The sequence below is a fragment of the Embleya sp. NPDC127516 genome (assembly GCF_044765325.1).
In the GTDB taxonomy this organism is placed as follows: Bacteria; Actinomycetota; Actinomycetes; order Streptomycetales; family Streptomycetaceae; genus Embleya.
Genome location: NZ_JBIWJT010000020.1, coordinates 70622 through 86019 on the forward strand (window position 1 = coordinate 70622; position 15398 = coordinate 86019).

13 protein-coding genes are annotated in these 15398 nt (G+C 72.2%); 7 read left to right on the plus strand and 6 right to left on the minus strand.

Going from position 1 to position 15398, the window contains the following annotated elements; genetic code table 11:
• Positions 1–128 precede the first annotated feature (128 nt).
• From ACIRL2_RS33125 to ACIRL2_RS33140, 4 genes are all read right to left on the minus strand, one after another.
• Positions 129–989, minus strand: a complete 861-nt coding sequence (locus ACIRL2_RS33125) for a universal stress protein (protein ID WP_402237025.1) — start codon at positions 987–989, stop codon at positions 129–131.
• A 381-nt stretch (positions 990–1370) separates the two neighbouring features.
• Complete coding sequence (locus ACIRL2_RS33130; protein ID WP_395865205.1) at positions 1371–1850, minus strand: pyridoxamine 5'-phosphate oxidase family protein; 480 nt, start codon at positions 1848–1850, stop codon at positions 1371–1373.
• Between the two features lie 327 nt (positions 1851–2177).
• Complete coding sequence (locus ACIRL2_RS33135; RefSeq protein WP_402237028.1) at positions 2178–2486, minus strand: chaplin; 309 nt, start codon at positions 2484–2486, stop codon at positions 2178–2180.
• 357 nt (positions 2487–2843) lie between these two features.
• Positions 2844–3305, minus strand: coding sequence for a VOC family protein (locus tag ACIRL2_RS33140; RefSeq protein ID WP_395865201.1), 462 nt, complete (start codon positions 3303–3305; stop codon positions 2844–2846).
• 373 nt (positions 3306–3678) lie between these two features.
• On the opposite strand from ACIRL2_RS33140, the gene ACIRL2_RS33145 reads away from it, so the two are divergent.
• Together ACIRL2_RS33145 and ACIRL2_RS33150 are read left to right on the plus strand one after the other, a co-directional pair.
• Positions 3679–4299 carry a potassium channel family protein gene (locus tag ACIRL2_RS33145; RefSeq protein WP_395865199.1) on the plus strand — a complete coding sequence of 207 codons (621 nt, stop codon included), beginning with the start codon at positions 3679–3681 and terminating at the stop codon, positions 4297–4299.
• A gap of 209 nt (positions 4300–4508) precedes the next feature.
• Positions 4509–5285: a tryptophan 2,3-dioxygenase gene (locus ACIRL2_RS33150; RefSeq protein WP_402237033.1), complete on the plus strand. Its 777-nt coding sequence runs from the start codon at positions 4509–4511 to the stop codon at positions 5283–5285.
• Positions 5286–5373: 88 nt separating this feature from the next.
• On the opposite strand, the gene ACIRL2_RS33155 is transcribed toward ACIRL2_RS33150, so the two are convergent.
• On the minus strand, positions 5374–7764 hold the full coding sequence (locus ACIRL2_RS33155; protein ID WP_402237036.1) for an ABC transporter permease: 2391 nt from the start codon (positions 7762–7764) through the stop codon (positions 5374–5376).
• A complete protein-coding gene (locus ACIRL2_RS33160) occupies positions 7761–8453 on the minus strand; it encodes an ABC transporter ATP-binding protein (protein ID WP_395865193.1) in 693 nt (230 codons plus the stop codon). The genes ACIRL2_RS33155 and ACIRL2_RS33160 overlap by 4 nt, the downstream gene beginning before the upstream one ends.
• 183 nt (positions 8454–8636) lie before the next feature.
• Between ACIRL2_RS33160 and ACIRL2_RS33165 the strand changes: the two genes are divergently transcribed.
• From ACIRL2_RS33165 to ACIRL2_RS33185, 5 genes are all read left to right on the plus strand, one after another.
• Positions 8637–10148: a sensor histidine kinase gene (locus ACIRL2_RS33165; protein WP_402237039.1), complete on the plus strand. Its 1512-nt coding sequence runs from the start codon at positions 8637–8639 to the stop codon at positions 10146–10148.
• Complete coding sequence (locus ACIRL2_RS33170; protein ID WP_395865190.1) at positions 10133–10822, plus strand: response regulator; 690 nt, start codon at positions 10133–10135, stop codon at positions 10820–10822. Before ACIRL2_RS33165 ends, ACIRL2_RS33170 begins: the two co-directional genes overlap by 16 nt.
• Before the next feature lie 206 nt (positions 10823–11028).
• Positions 11029–12255 carry a sensor histidine kinase gene (locus tag ACIRL2_RS33175; protein WP_395865188.1) on the plus strand — a complete coding sequence of 409 codons (1227 nt, stop codon included), beginning with the start codon at positions 11029–11031 and terminating at the stop codon, positions 12253–12255.
• Positions 12252–12917, plus strand: coding sequence for a response regulator (locus ACIRL2_RS33180; protein ID WP_402237042.1), 666 nt, complete (start codon positions 12252–12254; stop codon positions 12915–12917). Before ACIRL2_RS33175 ends, ACIRL2_RS33180 begins: the two co-directional genes overlap by 4 nt.
• Positions 12918–13151: 234 nt before the next feature.
• Positions 13152–15335 carry an MMPL family transporter gene (locus tag ACIRL2_RS33185; RefSeq protein WP_402237045.1) on the plus strand — a complete coding sequence of 728 codons (2184 nt, stop codon included), beginning with the start codon at positions 13152–13154 and terminating at the stop codon, positions 15333–15335.
• Positions 15336–15398: the final 63 nt, after the last annotated feature.

The window sequence follows — 15398 nt, forward strand, 5'->3', positions numbered from 1 at the left end:
GGTCACCCACACCCTGCGCGTGCGCCAACGGGGCGCCGAATGGTTGTCCTGGCTCCTGGTGCCATCGCCCGGCGTGCGGAGCGCCTCGCCGCGAGCCGCTGAGGGCGGGGGGCCGGCCGACGGAGGGGCTACTTGCCGACGGGCACCAGCAGAATGGGCGCCTTGGCGTGGTGGAGCACGGCGTGCGTGACCCGGCCCAGGTTGGGGCCGAAGCGGCCGGTGTTGCGATGGGCGGCCAGTACCACCAGCTCGGCGTCGGAGCTCGCGTTGGTCAGGGCGTGCGCGGGGCTGTCGATCACGACCTCCTCGGTCACGACGACGTCGGGGTACTTCGCGCGCACGGGCTCCAGCGCGGCGGTCAGGGTGGTTTGCGCGACCTCGCGCCAGTCGTACATGGCCGGGGCGTAGCCCGCGCTGCCGGCCGCCATCGCCGGGTAGCGCCACGCGTGCAGGGCGTGCAGCGGGAGTGCCCGGGCCTGCGCCTGGTGGAAGGCGGCCTCCAGGGCGGGGGTGCAGTCGACGTCGGAGATGCCGACCAGCACGGGCTTCGGGGTATCGCCGCCGGCCGTGTCCTGGTCGGGGTGCACGACCAGGAGCGGGCAGCGGGTGGTGGCGGACACCGGGAGGCTGACCGAGCCCATCAGCAGGCCGGCGAAGCCGCCGAGGCCCCGGCTGCCGACGGCGAGCAGGGCGGCGCGGTCGCTCGCGGCCTCCAACGCGTCGATGGCGTTGGCGAGTTCGACGGTGGCCAGGACGGACAGGCCGGGCCGGCGCAGGCGGGCGCGTTCCGCGCCCCGGTCGACGACGTCGCGGGCGTCCGCGCGCAACTGCTGCCCGAAGCGGTCGTCGGCGCCGCCGAGTTCGACCCATTCGAGCGCGTACAGCACTTCCAGGGTGGTGTTCCGGCGGACGGCCTCGTCGGCGGCCAGGTCGACGGCGCGTTCCGCACCGGGCGAGCCGTCGAAGCCGACGACGACATGCCCGTGCAAGGGAGTGGGTTCAAAGGTCGAACCGGTGGATGTCGGAGCCTGGTTCACGGCGGATCCCTTCGGTACGCGCGGGTGGGCCCGGGTGGGCCGACCTGGGGCCAGTCTCGGGTGTCGAGGGGACGGAACACAGGGCCGTAGGTCCCGTTTCGGGTGAGCCGGTGGGCCCTGCGGACGCCGTTCGGCGGCGGGGTGGTCATCCGCCGGGTGCGTCAAGTGCCACGATCCATCGGGCGGCGCGCCGGCGCGAGCGGGACACGAGGTCACCGATGGGTCGCGGAGGCGTCGGTGCCGCCGAGCGGGTGATGCGGTTGCCGCCGGCGTACGCCCACCGGCCGCCCGCGGGCTGCTGCGCGCATTCGCGATGGGGACGGGGCGTACGGGTCAGGCTTCGCGCCGCGGCGGCGGAGGCGATGGCGGGGCCGCGTCGGCCTCCGCGTGGGGACGCGGGCCCGGGGACTCCTGGATGAGGTGTCCGGTGACCAGTTCCGTGGTGATGCGGAACCACGCCTGCCCCTCGTCCTGCGCGCCGATGGTCGGCACCAGGTCGTCCAGCCGGGCGACGGCCGACGGGTCGCGGACCAGGGAGGCCTGACCGGTGACCGTCGCGGTCCAGCCGGTTCGGGCGGACGGGTCCACACGGTCGGCCTGGAACGCCACCACGGAATCGCGCGCCGCCCTGGCCAGCCGCGAGTCGAGCGGGGCCCGGAATACGACGTACTCGCGGTCCAGCGCGAAGGGCACCAGGTAGACGGCGGGAAGCGCGCCCTCGCTGACGACGACGCGTCCCAGGGGCGCACTCGCCATCAGGTCCAGCGTCTCGCGGCGGCCGAGGGGACGTCGCGTCCCGGCGTGTTCGTTCATTGCTCAACCCTGGAGTCCGGGCACTAGCGGAAACAGGGCCGAACGGCCCTGATTCCGCCGATCGTGCCGAAACCGCCGGATCCGACGACGGGCACCGCGCCGAGCGTCCCCGGGACCGGTGCCGGATGTCCCGATCCGTTGGCCCGCTCCGACCTTCCGCGCGACCACCGGTTCACCCGCTACATGCACCATTGGTCACCGTGCAGGGACTCACCGTGCCGTACGGCCGGGGCCGGGCAAAGGCCGGGGCCCCGTGAGCGCAGGTGCGCTCGCGGGGCCCCGGGTGTCGGACGCGGAGGAGCGGCCGAGATCGGTGAGTGTGTGCGGTCAGCCGTGGTGGCCGCCACCACCGTGCTGCGGAGCCTCGTGGTGCCGGCCGCCGTGCTCGTCGTCGCCGTCGATGTTGGCGCAGAAGTTCCCGAACGTGGGGTTCACGAAGCCGACAAGGTTGAGGCTGTTCCCGCAGATGTTCACCGGGATGTGCACCGGCACCTGGACGTTGTTGCCCGACAGGACGCCGGGGGAGCCGACCGCGGCGCCGTCCGCCTCGGAGCCCGCGCTCGCCGCGCCGGCGCCGGCCATCACCAGCGCGGCGCTGCCCGCGACCATCACACCGGTCTTCTTGAACGTGTTCACTGCATTCTCCGTATCACCCACCCGCGCCACCCGATTGCGACGCACGACGAGTTCAACGACGTACCTCCACGATGGCAACCATCCAGTGGGTGAGTTCATTCGATCCGGTGAACCCGGCCTCGCGCCCCGACGGCCTCGGAACGCCGGCCCCGGGGCTTGGATCGTATGGCCGCAGTGCTCGATCCTCGCCGGAACCGCCGTTGTTCCGGCTCTGCCGCACTCCGCACTCCGCACGCCGAAGGCCGAACGCCGGAGCACGAATGCAGTGGCGCGCACCCGGAGCGCGGGGCCGGAGAGCGGACGGTCCGGCGCCCACGGACAGCCGGGAGCGGGTGCGATACCCGCCCCCGCTGCCGGCTACGGACGGGCGTACGGCCGGGTCATGATCTCCATGTTGTGGCCGTTCGGGTCCTCGAAGTACGCGCCGCGCCCGCCGAACCAGTCGTTGGTCTCGTCGGCTCGGGAGTGGCTGGGGTCGGCGTAGTAGGTGACCCCGAGCGCCTCCAGTCGCGCGATCATGGCGTCGAACCGGTCGTCGGGGACCAGGAACGCGTAGTGCTGGGACTGGATTGGTTCGTCGTTCTTCTCGTAGTAGTCGAGCGTCACGCCGTTGCCGAGGTCGACGGGCAGGAACGGCCCGAGTGGGGGGCCGACTTCCAGGCCCAGGATCGAGGCGAGGAACTCGGCCGCCTGCTGCCGATCCTTGGCGTAGACGGCGGTGTGGTTCAACAGGACCGTGTTCACCGGAAGTCGATCCCGGTCCTGTTCGTGTTCCTGCCGCCGTTGTTCCCGCTGTTCTTGCTTCCGGTCGTGCGACATCCGTGGAGCCTCTCCAGGTCTCGATTTTCCGCTGGGATTCGGCGCGCGCGGGCGCCGGAGGGGAAGAAAAGGAGAGGAGAGGGCGGGGCTCTGGCCCGCCTCGGACTCACGCCGAGGCCGGGTGCCCTACTCGTGTATGGCCCATGGCCGACCCGGCAGTCACCCGACCGACGTTAGTGCCCGAGCCGGACCGAGGCAACCATCGGGACCGCGGGCGCACGCTGTGTGGTCCGGCGGCGAGGTGCTTCCGGGCGAAGGCGACGGCCCTTGTGTGGGTGTGAACCGACGCGCCACGCCGACTGATTCATCCTGATATGTCGCAGCCTCGACTACATTGACCTCCGAGGAGGCGGATCTTGACGTCGGACACGCCATGAAGCACATGTTGTCGGCCGGCACGGACCCGGCCGGGCGGCGGATGGTGTTGTGGGGGCTGCTCCGCGGCGCGCTGATGTCGGCCCTGATGCTGGTGGTGTACTACCTCATCCCACTGGATCGTCGGCTCGACATCCAGGCCGCCATCGGACTCGTCGTCGGACTCGTCGCGTTCGTCGCGCTGGTGGTCCGGCAGGTCGACGCGATCGAGCGCTCGGAGCGGCCGCGCCTGCGTGCCTACGAGGCGGTGGCCGTCTCGCTGCCCTTCCTGCTGGTGCTCTTCGCCGCGACCTACTTCCTGATCGACTCCGACCAGGCGGACTCCTTCACCGAACGGATGTCCCGCACCGACGCGCTGTACTTCACCGTCACCGTCTTCGCCACCGTCGGCTTCGGCGACATCGCGCCGCAGACCGAGACCGCGCGTGTGGTCACGACGATCCAGATGCTGGTGGACCTGGTCGCGCTGGGCGTGATCGCACGAGTCATCCTGGGCGCGGTCCGGGTGGGCCTGCGCAGGCAGTCGGGTGGATCGGACGGCGATGCCGTTTCCGACCTCGACCCGGACCGGGACGACCTCCCGGAGATGCCTCCCGACCCGCCCCCACCCGGCGCGTAGGGCACCTCGGACGACCGGGCTCGAGGAAGCCGCCCGATCGGGGTTTACGACCATAAACTCATCTGTAAAAACGCCTTGCGATCATCACATCCACCCGGCCTGCTTCCGTGTGTCGACCATTCCCGAAAGGGCTCGACCGGCACAGGATGGTGCCCGTCGTTTCCGGCTGGTCGGAACGGTGGAAAAGCCCGCAAGGAGAGGAAACGACGATGAGCGACGCCCCGGTCGTCACGTACGGAAGCTATCTGCGCCTGGACACGCTGCTGTCCTGCCAGGAGCCGCGGACCGAAGCGCACGACGAGATGTTGTTCGTGGTCATCCACCAGGTCTACGAACTGTGGTTCAAGCAGATCCTGCACGAGGTCGCGTTGCTCCAGCGCCAGTTGGAGGGCGGCAACGGCGCCGGCGCCCTGCACACGGCACGTCGGGTCGCCAAGATCCTGAAGACGGTCGTCGGCCAACTCGACGTCCTCGAGACCATGACGCCCCGGCAGTTCGCGTCCTTCCGCGACGCGCTCGGCACCTCGAGCGGGTTCCAGTCGGCGCAGTTCCGCGAGTTGGAAGCCGTGCTCGGACGCCGGGAGTTCGGGTCCTTCGAAACCGGTCACGAAGAGCGGCTCAAGGCCGCCGCGCACCGCCCGTCGGTGTTCGACTCGCTGCTGCGCCACCTCGCCGTCCTGGGCTACGCGGTCCCCGCGCGGGTCCTGGAACGGGACACGAGCGTCGCGTGGCGACCGGACCCGGAGGTCCAGGAGGTCCTCGAGGCCGTGTACCTCGACGAGACCGCGCACGCGACACAGGTCTGCGAGGCCCTCGTCGACATCGACGAGGGCCTCCAGGAATGGCGCTACCGGCACATGAAGATGGTCGAGCGCACCATCGGCGCCAAGATCGGCACGGGCGGCTCCGCCGGCGCCGAGTACCTGCGCGCGACGTTGTTCTCGCCGGTCTTCCCCGACCTGTGGGAGGTCAGGTCCCAGGCCTGAGCCGCACCCCGCGGCGCAGCCCGGGGCCGGCCCCGGGCCCGGGCCCGGCCCGACTCTGCCCGCCCCATCCGCGGATCGGCGGCGCGCCCTACTCCGTCCGCAGCGCCGTCGCCGTGCGCGCCTTGGCCGCCCAACTCGCGGGCAGGGCCGCGCCCAGGACCGCGATCAGCACGCCCGCGAGACCGAGCAGGACCAGTTGCCACGCGTCGTACACCTCGAGGATGCTCGGCGGCAGGTTGGTGCCCGCCGCGTGCCCCATCACCGGCACCACATAGGCGTGCAGCGCGAACCCGGCCGGCACACCGACCAGGCCGCCGAGCAGGCCGATGCCCGCGACCGAGGCGAGGACCAGGCTCAGCGTCTGCCTCGGCGTCATGCCCAGGGCCTTGCACACACCGATGTCGTGCACGCGCTCCCTGGTGTCCAACACGACCGAGTTGAGCACGCCGAGCGCCGCCACGGCGACCAGCATGAGGGTGAGCAGGACGGCCATCGTGTTCAGGATCAGGATCATGCCCTCCGCCTCGGTGGGGGAATTGACCAGCACATCGCCGCCCAACGGCCGTACCACCGCCTCGAGTTGCCGGGCGTACTCGGCGGGTGACAGGCCCGAGCCGACCTCGACCAGGAAGATGTCGGGACGGGCGGCGGCGAAGGCGGCGAGGTCAGCGTGCAGGCGCATGCCGTCGTCCGAGGTGTCGAAGGCCTCGCCGACAATCCGCAGGGTCTGCGTGTCGCCCCGATAGGTCACCCGTACCGGGTCGCCGATCCTGGTTCCGGTGCGTTCCAGGAAACGGGTGGGCACCGCGACCTCGCCGGGTCCGGCGATCCAGTGCCCGGAGATCATCTCGTAGCTGCCCGGCCGGGAATCGCCCTGGTACAGCGTCGCCCGAACCGAGCCGGCCACCCCGGTCACGGTGACGTCCGCCTGGGCCAGGCCGTAGTACGACGCGGTGCCCCGCTGCGCCTCGATCGCGGCGCGCACCCGTGCCGTGTCGACGGCGGCCTCGGCGGTGTCGCCCTTCCCGGGCTGCGGTCCGCCCGGCCCGACCGGTCCGCCCGGCCCCTCGGACAGCCCGCCGCCGATGACGGTGATCGCGGCGCGGTTCTCCGGGTCCTGCGCCTCGCCGACCGCGTTCAGAGACGAGGTCAGCCCCACCGCGAAGGTCGCCGCGACCGTACCGAAGGCCACCGCGAGCAACATCGCGAGCATCCGCACCGGGTGCGCGAACGGACTCGCGAGGCCGTACGTCAGCGCACGCGGCAGCGGCAGCCGGCCCGCCGCGCGGTGCGCCCACTGGCCCCGTCCGGTACGCGGCGCGCGGCCGATCGCGATGGCCTCGACCGTACGCAGCCGCCCGGCCCGCAGCGCGGGCACCAGCGCCGCGAGCACGACCACCAGCAGGGCCGCCGCCGGCACCAGGACGTCCACCCACCAGGCCACCGCCAGCGACGTGTCGCCGTAGACCTCCTCGGTGTCCGACAGCAGCGGCAGCGCCATCAGGTTGCCCAGTACGACACCCACCCCGATGCCGACGGAGGCCGGGATCAAGGCTTGGGCCACATAGGCCCGGACCACCTCGCGCGGGGTGAAGCCGATGGCCTTGAGGATGCCGATCCGGCGCAGCCCGGTGCCGACCGCGCCACTGACGACGCTGCCGACGATGATCACCGACATCGCGATGCCCAGCGCGCCGAACGCCATCAGGAACGGGATGGTCGGCGCGGCGTTCTGATCGGCGGCGCGTTTGGTGTCCAGGTACGACTGGCTGCCCAACAGCGCGTCGGGCGGTACGGCCGCGGCGAGTCGGGCCCGGGCGGTGGTGATGTCGTCGTTGCCGCCCGCCGCGGCGAAGCGGTAGAGCATCTGGGTGGTGAGCGGCCCGGTCGACGCCGCGATCGCGGTGACCTGCTCGGGCGTGGCCCACACGTCGGCGGTCTTGCTCGCCGACATGGCGATGCCCACGATGGTCAGGGTCGGGGCGTCCGCGGCATCGGACGCGCGCAGGATGGAGCCGAGCCGGATGTCGGGGCCGCCGAAGGAGGCGGACACGACGATCTCGCCCGGGCCGGCCGCCCATCGGCCGGACCTCAGGTCCAAGTCGTCCACGTCGGCATCGGGACCGGGCCGCCCGACCAGGGTCAGCGGTGGCAGGTGCCCGCCGCCGCCGGTCACCGGGCGCAACGTCGTGGACGGGAACGGCCCCGCGGTCGCGGTGACGCCGGACTGCCTTCGGGTGGCGTCCAGTTGTGCCGCGCTCGCCGCGGCCGGGTCGTACTGCACGCTCAGGTGTGCGCCGTGCTGCTGTGCGAAGGCGTGGTCGAACGGCGCGTTCGCGGCGACCATGAGCGACCCGGCGACCACGGCCGAGGCCACCGCCATCATCGTGGCCAGCGCGATCACCAGGGTCTGCACCCGCCGTCGACCCACACCGGAACGCACCACCCGGCCCAGTGCGGAGCCGCCGAGGCCGATCATCGGACGGCCTCCGCGCGCGTGTCGAGCGCGAGGTGCCCGTCGACCAGATGGATCGTGCGGCTCGCGCACGCCTGGGCCAGCGCCAGGTCGTGGGTGACCAGCACGATGGTCTGCCCGTCCCGGTGCAGGTCCACCAGCAGCTCCCGTACGTCGTGCCCAGACGCGGTGTCCAACGCGCCGGTCGGCTCGTCCGCGAGCAGCAGTGCGGGCCGATTGACCAGCGCCCGGGCCACCGCGACGCGCTGGCGTTCGCCGCCGGAGAGCCGGCCCGGGTAGGCGTGGGCGTGCCGTTGGATGCCCAGCACCTCCATCAACTCGGCGGCGCGGGCCGCCGAGTTGCGTCGGGAGGAACCGGTGAGTTGGGCCGGAAGCCGGATGTTGTCGGCGACGGTGAGGTCGTCGAGCAGGTTGAAGAACTGGAAGACCATGCCGATGTGTTCGCGGCGAAAGCGGGCCAGCGCGTGCTCGCTCAGCCCGTCGATCCGCCGGCCGGCCACGGTCACCGCGCCCTCGGTCGGCTTGTCCAGCCCGGCGATCAGGTTCAGCAGCGTGGACTTGCCGCTGCCCGAGGGACCGGTCACCGCGAGCGCCTCGCCCTGGGCGACGCCGAGGTCGAGCGGTCCGAGCGCGGGTGCGCCGGCGCTGTCGTAGCGCTTGGCCACGCCCGCCAGTTCGATCACGTGAGTCATGGGGATCGTCCGTCCTTGACGTCGAGAGGGAGGTGTCATTGCCGGCTCAGCGAACGTAGGGGCGGGTGCCGATCCGGCGCGTCGGCCGCCCAACCGACATTCGGCCCTCCGCGCGGAGGACCCGGGCGCGGGGTCATCCCTGCGAAGTACGTCGCACGGAGCGCGGCTTGGTCGCGCGGGCGGATGCGGCCCCGCGTGGGCGGACCGCACAATGAGCCGGTGGATACCGAAGACGAGCCGGGGGTCCGGCGTGGATGGCGGGCGCAACTGGCGTTCACGCTGCGCTCGGAGGCGGGTACGGCCCCGCTCTCGCGGCGGGCGATATCCGTCGATGTGGTGTTGGCCGTCGTGCTGACCGTGCTCGCGCTGGTGGTGGCGGCTCGGTATCCCGACAGCGGTCCGGTCCAGGACGCGCGGCAGGTCCCGTACGAGTCCGCCGAGCATCCGGCCCCACGGATACCGCCGGTTCAGCCGGTCCAGCCGGTCCAGCCGGTTCAGCCGGTGCCGCCGGGGGTCCGGCCACCCGAGGAACGGAGGCCGTCCTCCGTCAGCGGTCCGGTCCAGGACGCGTGGCAGGTCCCGTACGAGTCCGCCGAGCATCCCTCCCCACCGCGACCGCCGATACCGCCGGAGGGCTGGCCGCCCGACGAACGGGGACTGTCCTCCGTGCCCTGGCCGTTCGTGGTGCTCTCCGCGCTGCCGCTGGCCGTGCGACGCCGGTACCCGCTGGCCGCGTTCGCCGCGGTGCTGAGTGCAGGGGTGGCCATCGGCGAGGACGACGCGTCCTGGATCAACGTGCTGACCTGCGTGATCGGCGCCTACAGCGCCGTCGTCTACAGCCGCTACCGGGTGCGCGCGGTGTCCGTGCTGGTGGGTGCCGCGGTGTTGGCCGGCGCGGCGTTCCGGGACTCGGCGCCGATCCTGCCGGGCTGGTCGAGCCCGGGAGTGGTGCTGCTGGTCGCGGGCGGGATGGCCGGCCTGGTGCTGTTCTGGCGACGGCAGTTGGCGGCGAGCCGGGATCGGTACACCCGGCTCCAGCAGGACCAACAGGAGGCCACCCGCCGGGCGGTCGAGGAGGAGCGGTCCCGGATCGCCGCCGAACTGCACGATGTGGTGACGCACAATGTCAGCGTGATGGTGATCCAGGCGGGGGCCGCGCGCAAGGTGATGGACGCGGCGCCGGAACGCTCGAAGGAGGCACTGCTCGCGGTCGAGGCCGGCGGGCGGGCCGCGATGGCCGAACTGCGCCATGTGATGGGACTGCTCGCCGCCGCGGACCACGAGCGCCCCGACGACCTCGAACCCCAACCCGGACTCGACCGACTGGGCGAGCTGATCGAGCGGGTGCGCGCGTCCGGTACGCCGGTGCGCGTGGCGATGTCGCTGCCGCCGGACCCGCTGCCGCCCGGGGTGGATCTCGCGTCGTATCGGGTGGTCCAGGAGGCGCTGACCAATACGATCAAGCACGCGCCCGGCGCGGCGGCCAGTGTCGTCATCGGCTATACGGGGGACTGCTTGGAGATCGAGGTCATCGACACCGGAGGCACGCACGGCGGCCGGTCGATGGACGGCAACGGCCGGGGGCTGATCGGGCTGCGCGAGCGGTTGGCGGTCTACGGCGGCGAGTTGACCGCCGGGCCGACCCTGGTCGGCGGGTACCGGATCCGGGCCGCGGTCCCGTGGCGGACGGCGTGAATCGACCGGCGCTGCGGGTGGTCATCGCCGACGACCAGGCACTGGTGCGTACCGGCTTCGGGATGATCCTGGCCTCGGACGGCATCGAGGTGGCGGCCGAGGCGGCCAACGGGGTCGAGGCGATCGCCGCGGTGCGGCGCACCCGACCCGACGTGGTGCTCATGGACATCCGCATGCCGCAGATGGACGGCATCGAGGCCACCCGCCGGATCCTCGCCGACGGCGGCTCGGCCGGCACCCGGGTGATCATCCTGACCACGTACGACCTGGACCATTATGTCTACGCCGCGCTCACCGCCGGGGCCAGCGGCTTCCTGCTCAAGGACGTCACCCCCGAGCAACTGGTCGCCGCCGTGTGCCTGGTCCAGGCCGGCGACGCGCTGCTCGCGCCGACCATCACCCGCCGGCTGATCGAGCGTTTCGCGCATCGCGACGAACCGCGTGGCACGCCGCATCGCGATCTGTCCGAGCTGACCCCGCGCGAGTTGGAGGTGCTCCGGCTGCTGGCGACGGGTCTGAGCAACGCCGAACTCGCCGAGCGGTTGTCGCTGAGCCCGACCACGGTCAAGACCCACATCGGCCGCATCCTGTCGAAGCTGAACCTCCGGGACCGGGTGCAGGCGGTGGTGCTGGCGTACGAGACCGGGCTGATCGCACCGGGCGGCGCGGCCTAGCGGCGGCATCCGGTATCGCTCGGCGTCGCCTGCCCGGTCGGGCGAAGGCCGACGCCCGCATCCCGCTCCTGCGCCGGCGGCACGCGTCCGCGACCCGTGCGCCTGGCCGCAGCGCGGCCGGCCACCGAGTCCGGTATCCCGCGCTCGCGCCGGATGCGGCGCTCGCGGGCGGGTGCCGTGCGCGGGCTGCCCCTATGCTGCCGATCATGGGGAGTCTTTCGCGAATATCGGTGTGGGTGCCGCGCGGTCCGGCCATGGGGATGGTGTGCACGGCGGCCGTCGGCGTGCTCGTGGTGGCGTTCACGATCGTGGACATGGTGCCGATGGACGGTACGGACACGCTGGGCCTGGTACCGGTCTTCGCCGCGTGTGCCGCGTTGTTCGCCCGCCGGGATCACCCCATCACAGTGCTGCTGCTGACCCTGCTGGCGTCGGCGGTGTACTACCCGTTCGTGGTGGCGGACGGACCGCTGTTCCTGACCTTCGCCGTGGCCCTGTACAGCGCGGCGGCGCACGGGCACCTGGTGATCACCATGGTCGTCGGCGCCGGATTCGCGACCGCCGTCGGCGTCTCCGAACACCGCGCCGGCGCGAACCATCTCGCGGACGCCGCGCTGTTCCTGATGTTCGGCTGGATCGTCGCGGTGATCGCGATCGGCGGGATGCTGCACAACCGCAACGCGTACCTGGCCGAGGCGCATCGCCGCGCGGAGGAGGCGGAGCACGCCCTGGAGGCGGAGGCCCGGCGCCGTGCGGTGGAGGAACGGCTGCGAATCGCACGGGAGTTGCATGACGTGCTGGGCCACCACCTGTCACTGATCAACGTGCAGTCCGGGGCCGCGTTGCACGGTTTCGCGCGTGCCCCGGACCGGGCCGAGCAGGCGCTCGACGCGATCAAGCGGACCAGCCGCGACGCGCTGCGCGAACTGCGCGAGACGCTCGGCGTGTTGCGGCAGGTGGACGAGGAGGCGCCGACGGCGCCCGCGCCCGGCTTGGCCGCGCTCGACGAGCTGATCGCGCACATGGGTCGGGCCGGTATCGAGGTGCGCCTGGAACTACCCGGCGACTCACGGCCCTTGCCGCCGGCAGTGGATCTGGCCGCGTATCGGATCGTGCAGGAGGCGCTGACGAACGTGACCCGGCACTCGGGGGCGGCGTCGGCCGTGGTGCGGATCGAGTTCGAGGAGAGGCGGGTACGAGTGCGGATCGACGACGACGGGCGGGCCGGCGCGGGGGGTTCCCCGGACGGCCGCGACGCGGTGCGTCCGGAGGATGCCCACGGTGCGGCGGGTGGACCGGGCGGCGGGAGCGGGGTCGCGGGCATGGGTGAACGGGCCCGGGCGTTGGGCGGCGAGTTCGAGGCCGGCGCGCGGCCGGGTGGCGGGTACCGGGTCAGCGCGTCGTTGCCGCTGCGCCGGGAGGGCGCCGCGTGATCCGGGTGTTGCTCGCGGACGACCAGGCCCTGGTCCGGGCCGGCCTGCGCTGGATCCTGGACAACGAGGACGACATCACGGTGGTCGGCGAGGCCGTCGACGGCACGGAGGCGGTCGCGCTCGCGGGCGAACTGCGGCCGGACATCGTGTTGATGGACATCCGGATGCCGCGACTGGGCGGCCTGGAGGCGGCCCGACGAATCATCGCCGACGAACTCCTCGCCGAGGTGCGGGTGGTCATCCTGACCACCTTCGACCTGGACGAATACGTGTACGGTGCGCTGCGCGCGGGCGCGAGCGGCTTCCTGGTCAAGGACACCGAACCGGTCGAACTGATCCACGGCGTACGGGTGGTCGCGCGCGGTGACGCGCTGATCTCGCCGACGATCACCCGCCGGCTGATCGCCGAGTTCGCCGGCCGGGTCGCGCCGCCGGAACCGGACCCGCGGGTCCAGGCGTTGACCGATCGAGAACGCGAGGTGATGGCCCTGGTCGCGGCCGGGTTGTCCAACGACGAGATCGCGGCCCGGCTGGTGCTGAGCCCCGCTACGGCCAAGACGCACGTGAGTCGGATCATGACCAAGGCCGCGGTCCGCGACCGGGCCCAACTCGTGGTGCTGGCCTACGAATCGGGGATGGTGACGCCCGGCTGGCTGGGCTGACCGGATCCGGGCCGGTGCGGGAATGGCCGGGGCCGGTCGGGGGCGGCTCCGGGACCACCCGCAACCGGGGGTGTACACCGGACGCAACCGTGGGGGTATCCGCCGGCGCGGCGGGCCCACCGGGGGCGTCCGGCCGTACCGTGCCTGCGCAGGACGCCCGGCGGCCGTCCTGCCGAGAGGCTTGTGGACAAGAGACACCACGTCCCCAAGCCCCTCCTGCGGATCGAGGAAGCAATGTCCGAGACCCCGGTTTCCTACCCCCCGCCCGGCGTCGACCCCGGCCCGCCGGCCCGGCGACGCACCGACCGCCCGAGCGTGTTCGAGCGCATCGCGGGCTGGGCGCACCGGCGCCGCAAGGCGGCCCTGCTGGCATGGGTCGCGGTGCTGATCGCGGTCAGCGGCATCGCGATGGCGATCGGCAGCGATTACCACAACGACTTCTCGCTCCCGGGCACCGAGTCGCAGCAGGCCGCCGACACGCTGAAGCAACACGGCGCAACCCAAGCCGGCGACAGCGTACAGATCGTCCTGCACGACAAGGCGCCGGTGTCGGTACCCGCGACCCGGGAACGGGTCGAGCGCATGCTCGGCGCGGTACGCGACCTCCCACACGTGGCCGAGGTGCGCAGTCCGTACGACGACGCGAACGCCGTCTCGCGGGACGGACTGACCGCGTACGCCACGGTCACCCTGGACGGCGTCGGCACGGACGTGCCCAAGGACGCGGTGACCAGGATCATCGATACCGCGCAGGCCGCCGAGACGCGCGAGGCGACGCTGCGGGTCGAACTCGGCGGTGACCAGATCCGCGGCGCCCAGGAGGGCGGCGGCGGTGCGGCCGAGGGCGCGGGCATGCTCGGCGCGCTGGTCGTCCTGGTGTTCCTGTTCGGTTCGCTCGTGGCCGCCGCCGTACCGCTGCTGACCGCCATCTTCGCGGTGGGCAGCACCCTCGGCCTGGTCGTGCTCGCCTCGCACCTGGCCAACATCGCCGACTTCACGCCGCCGGTGATGATGCTGGTGGGCCTGGGCGTCGGGGTGGACTACGCACTGCTCATCTTCTCCCGCTACCGCGCCGAACTGCTGCGTGGTGCGGACGCCGAACAGGCCACCCGACGCGCCCTGGACACCGCGGGTCGCACCGTGTTCTTCGCCGCCTGCACGGTGATCATCGCGCTGCTGGGCCTGGTCACGCTGGGCTTGGGCTCGCTGCGCGGCGTGGCGCTCGCCGTCGCGCTGACCGTACTGATGACCATGCTCGCGTCGCTGACCCTGCTGCCCGCGTTGCTCGGCCTGTTCGGCAAGCGCATCCGGCGCAACGTCGAGCGCCGCGCGGCCAAGAGCAAGGTTGTCGAGGGCACCCGCTGGCGCTCCTGGGCCGCCCTGGTACAGCGCCGTCCGTGGCTCGCGCTGATCGTCCCGGTCGTCGCGCTGGTCGGCCTGGCCGCACCCGCGGTCGACATGCGCCTCGGCTTCGCCGACGCCGGCAACGACGCGGCGGCCAAGACCAGTCGGCAGGCGTACGACCTGCTCGCGGACGGGTTCGGGCCCGGCTTCAACGGGCCGCTGTTCGTGGTCGTCGAGGGTGACGCCGGCGCGGCGGAGCAGACCAGGAGCACGCTCGAAGGCACTCCCGGGATCGCCGCGGTGAGCCCGATCCTGCCGTCCGGTGACCCGCGGGTGTCCACGGTGATCGCCTACCCGAAGTCCGCACCCCAGGACGAGGCGACCACCAGGCTGGTCGAGCACCTGCGCGAGGACGTCATGCCGGACGTGGAACGCGGCACCGGCGCCACCGTCCTGGTCGGCGGCGGCACGGCCGCGGTCGAGGACTTCGCGGCCAAGGTCGCCGACCGACTGCCGCTGTTCGTGGCGATCGTGGTGGGTCTGTCGTTCGTGCTGCTCCTGCTGGTGTTCCGGTCGATCCTGGTGCCGCTGAAGGCCGCGCTGCTCAACCTGCTCAGCATCGGTGCCGCGATGGGCGTGATCACGCTGGTGTTCCAACACGGCATGTTCGGTGTGCAGGAGGGCCCGATCGAGGCGTTCATCCCGGTGATGATCTTCGCGATCGTGTTCGGGCTCTCGATGGACTACGAGGTCTTCCTGCTCGCCCGTGTCCACGAGGAGTGGCAGCGCACCCGGGACGCCGGGCAGGCGGTCCGCGAGGGTCTGGCGACCACCGGCAAGGTGATCACCGCGGCGGCGGCCATCATGATCGTGGTCTTCGGCGCCTTCGTACTGAGCGAGGACCGCATGTTGCAGCAGTTCGGCCTCGGCCTGGCGGTCGCGATCCTGCTCGACGCGCTGGTGATCCGCTGCCTGATCGTGCCCGCGGTGATGCGTCTGTTCGGTGCCCGGGCCTGGTGGCTCCCGCGCCCGCTGGAGCGCGCACTGCCGCGGATCGCTCTCGAGCACGACTGACCCGCGAGGCGTCGAGCACACCGGTCGGCCGGCGGTGGCGGCGAAGGACTCACGTCCTTCATC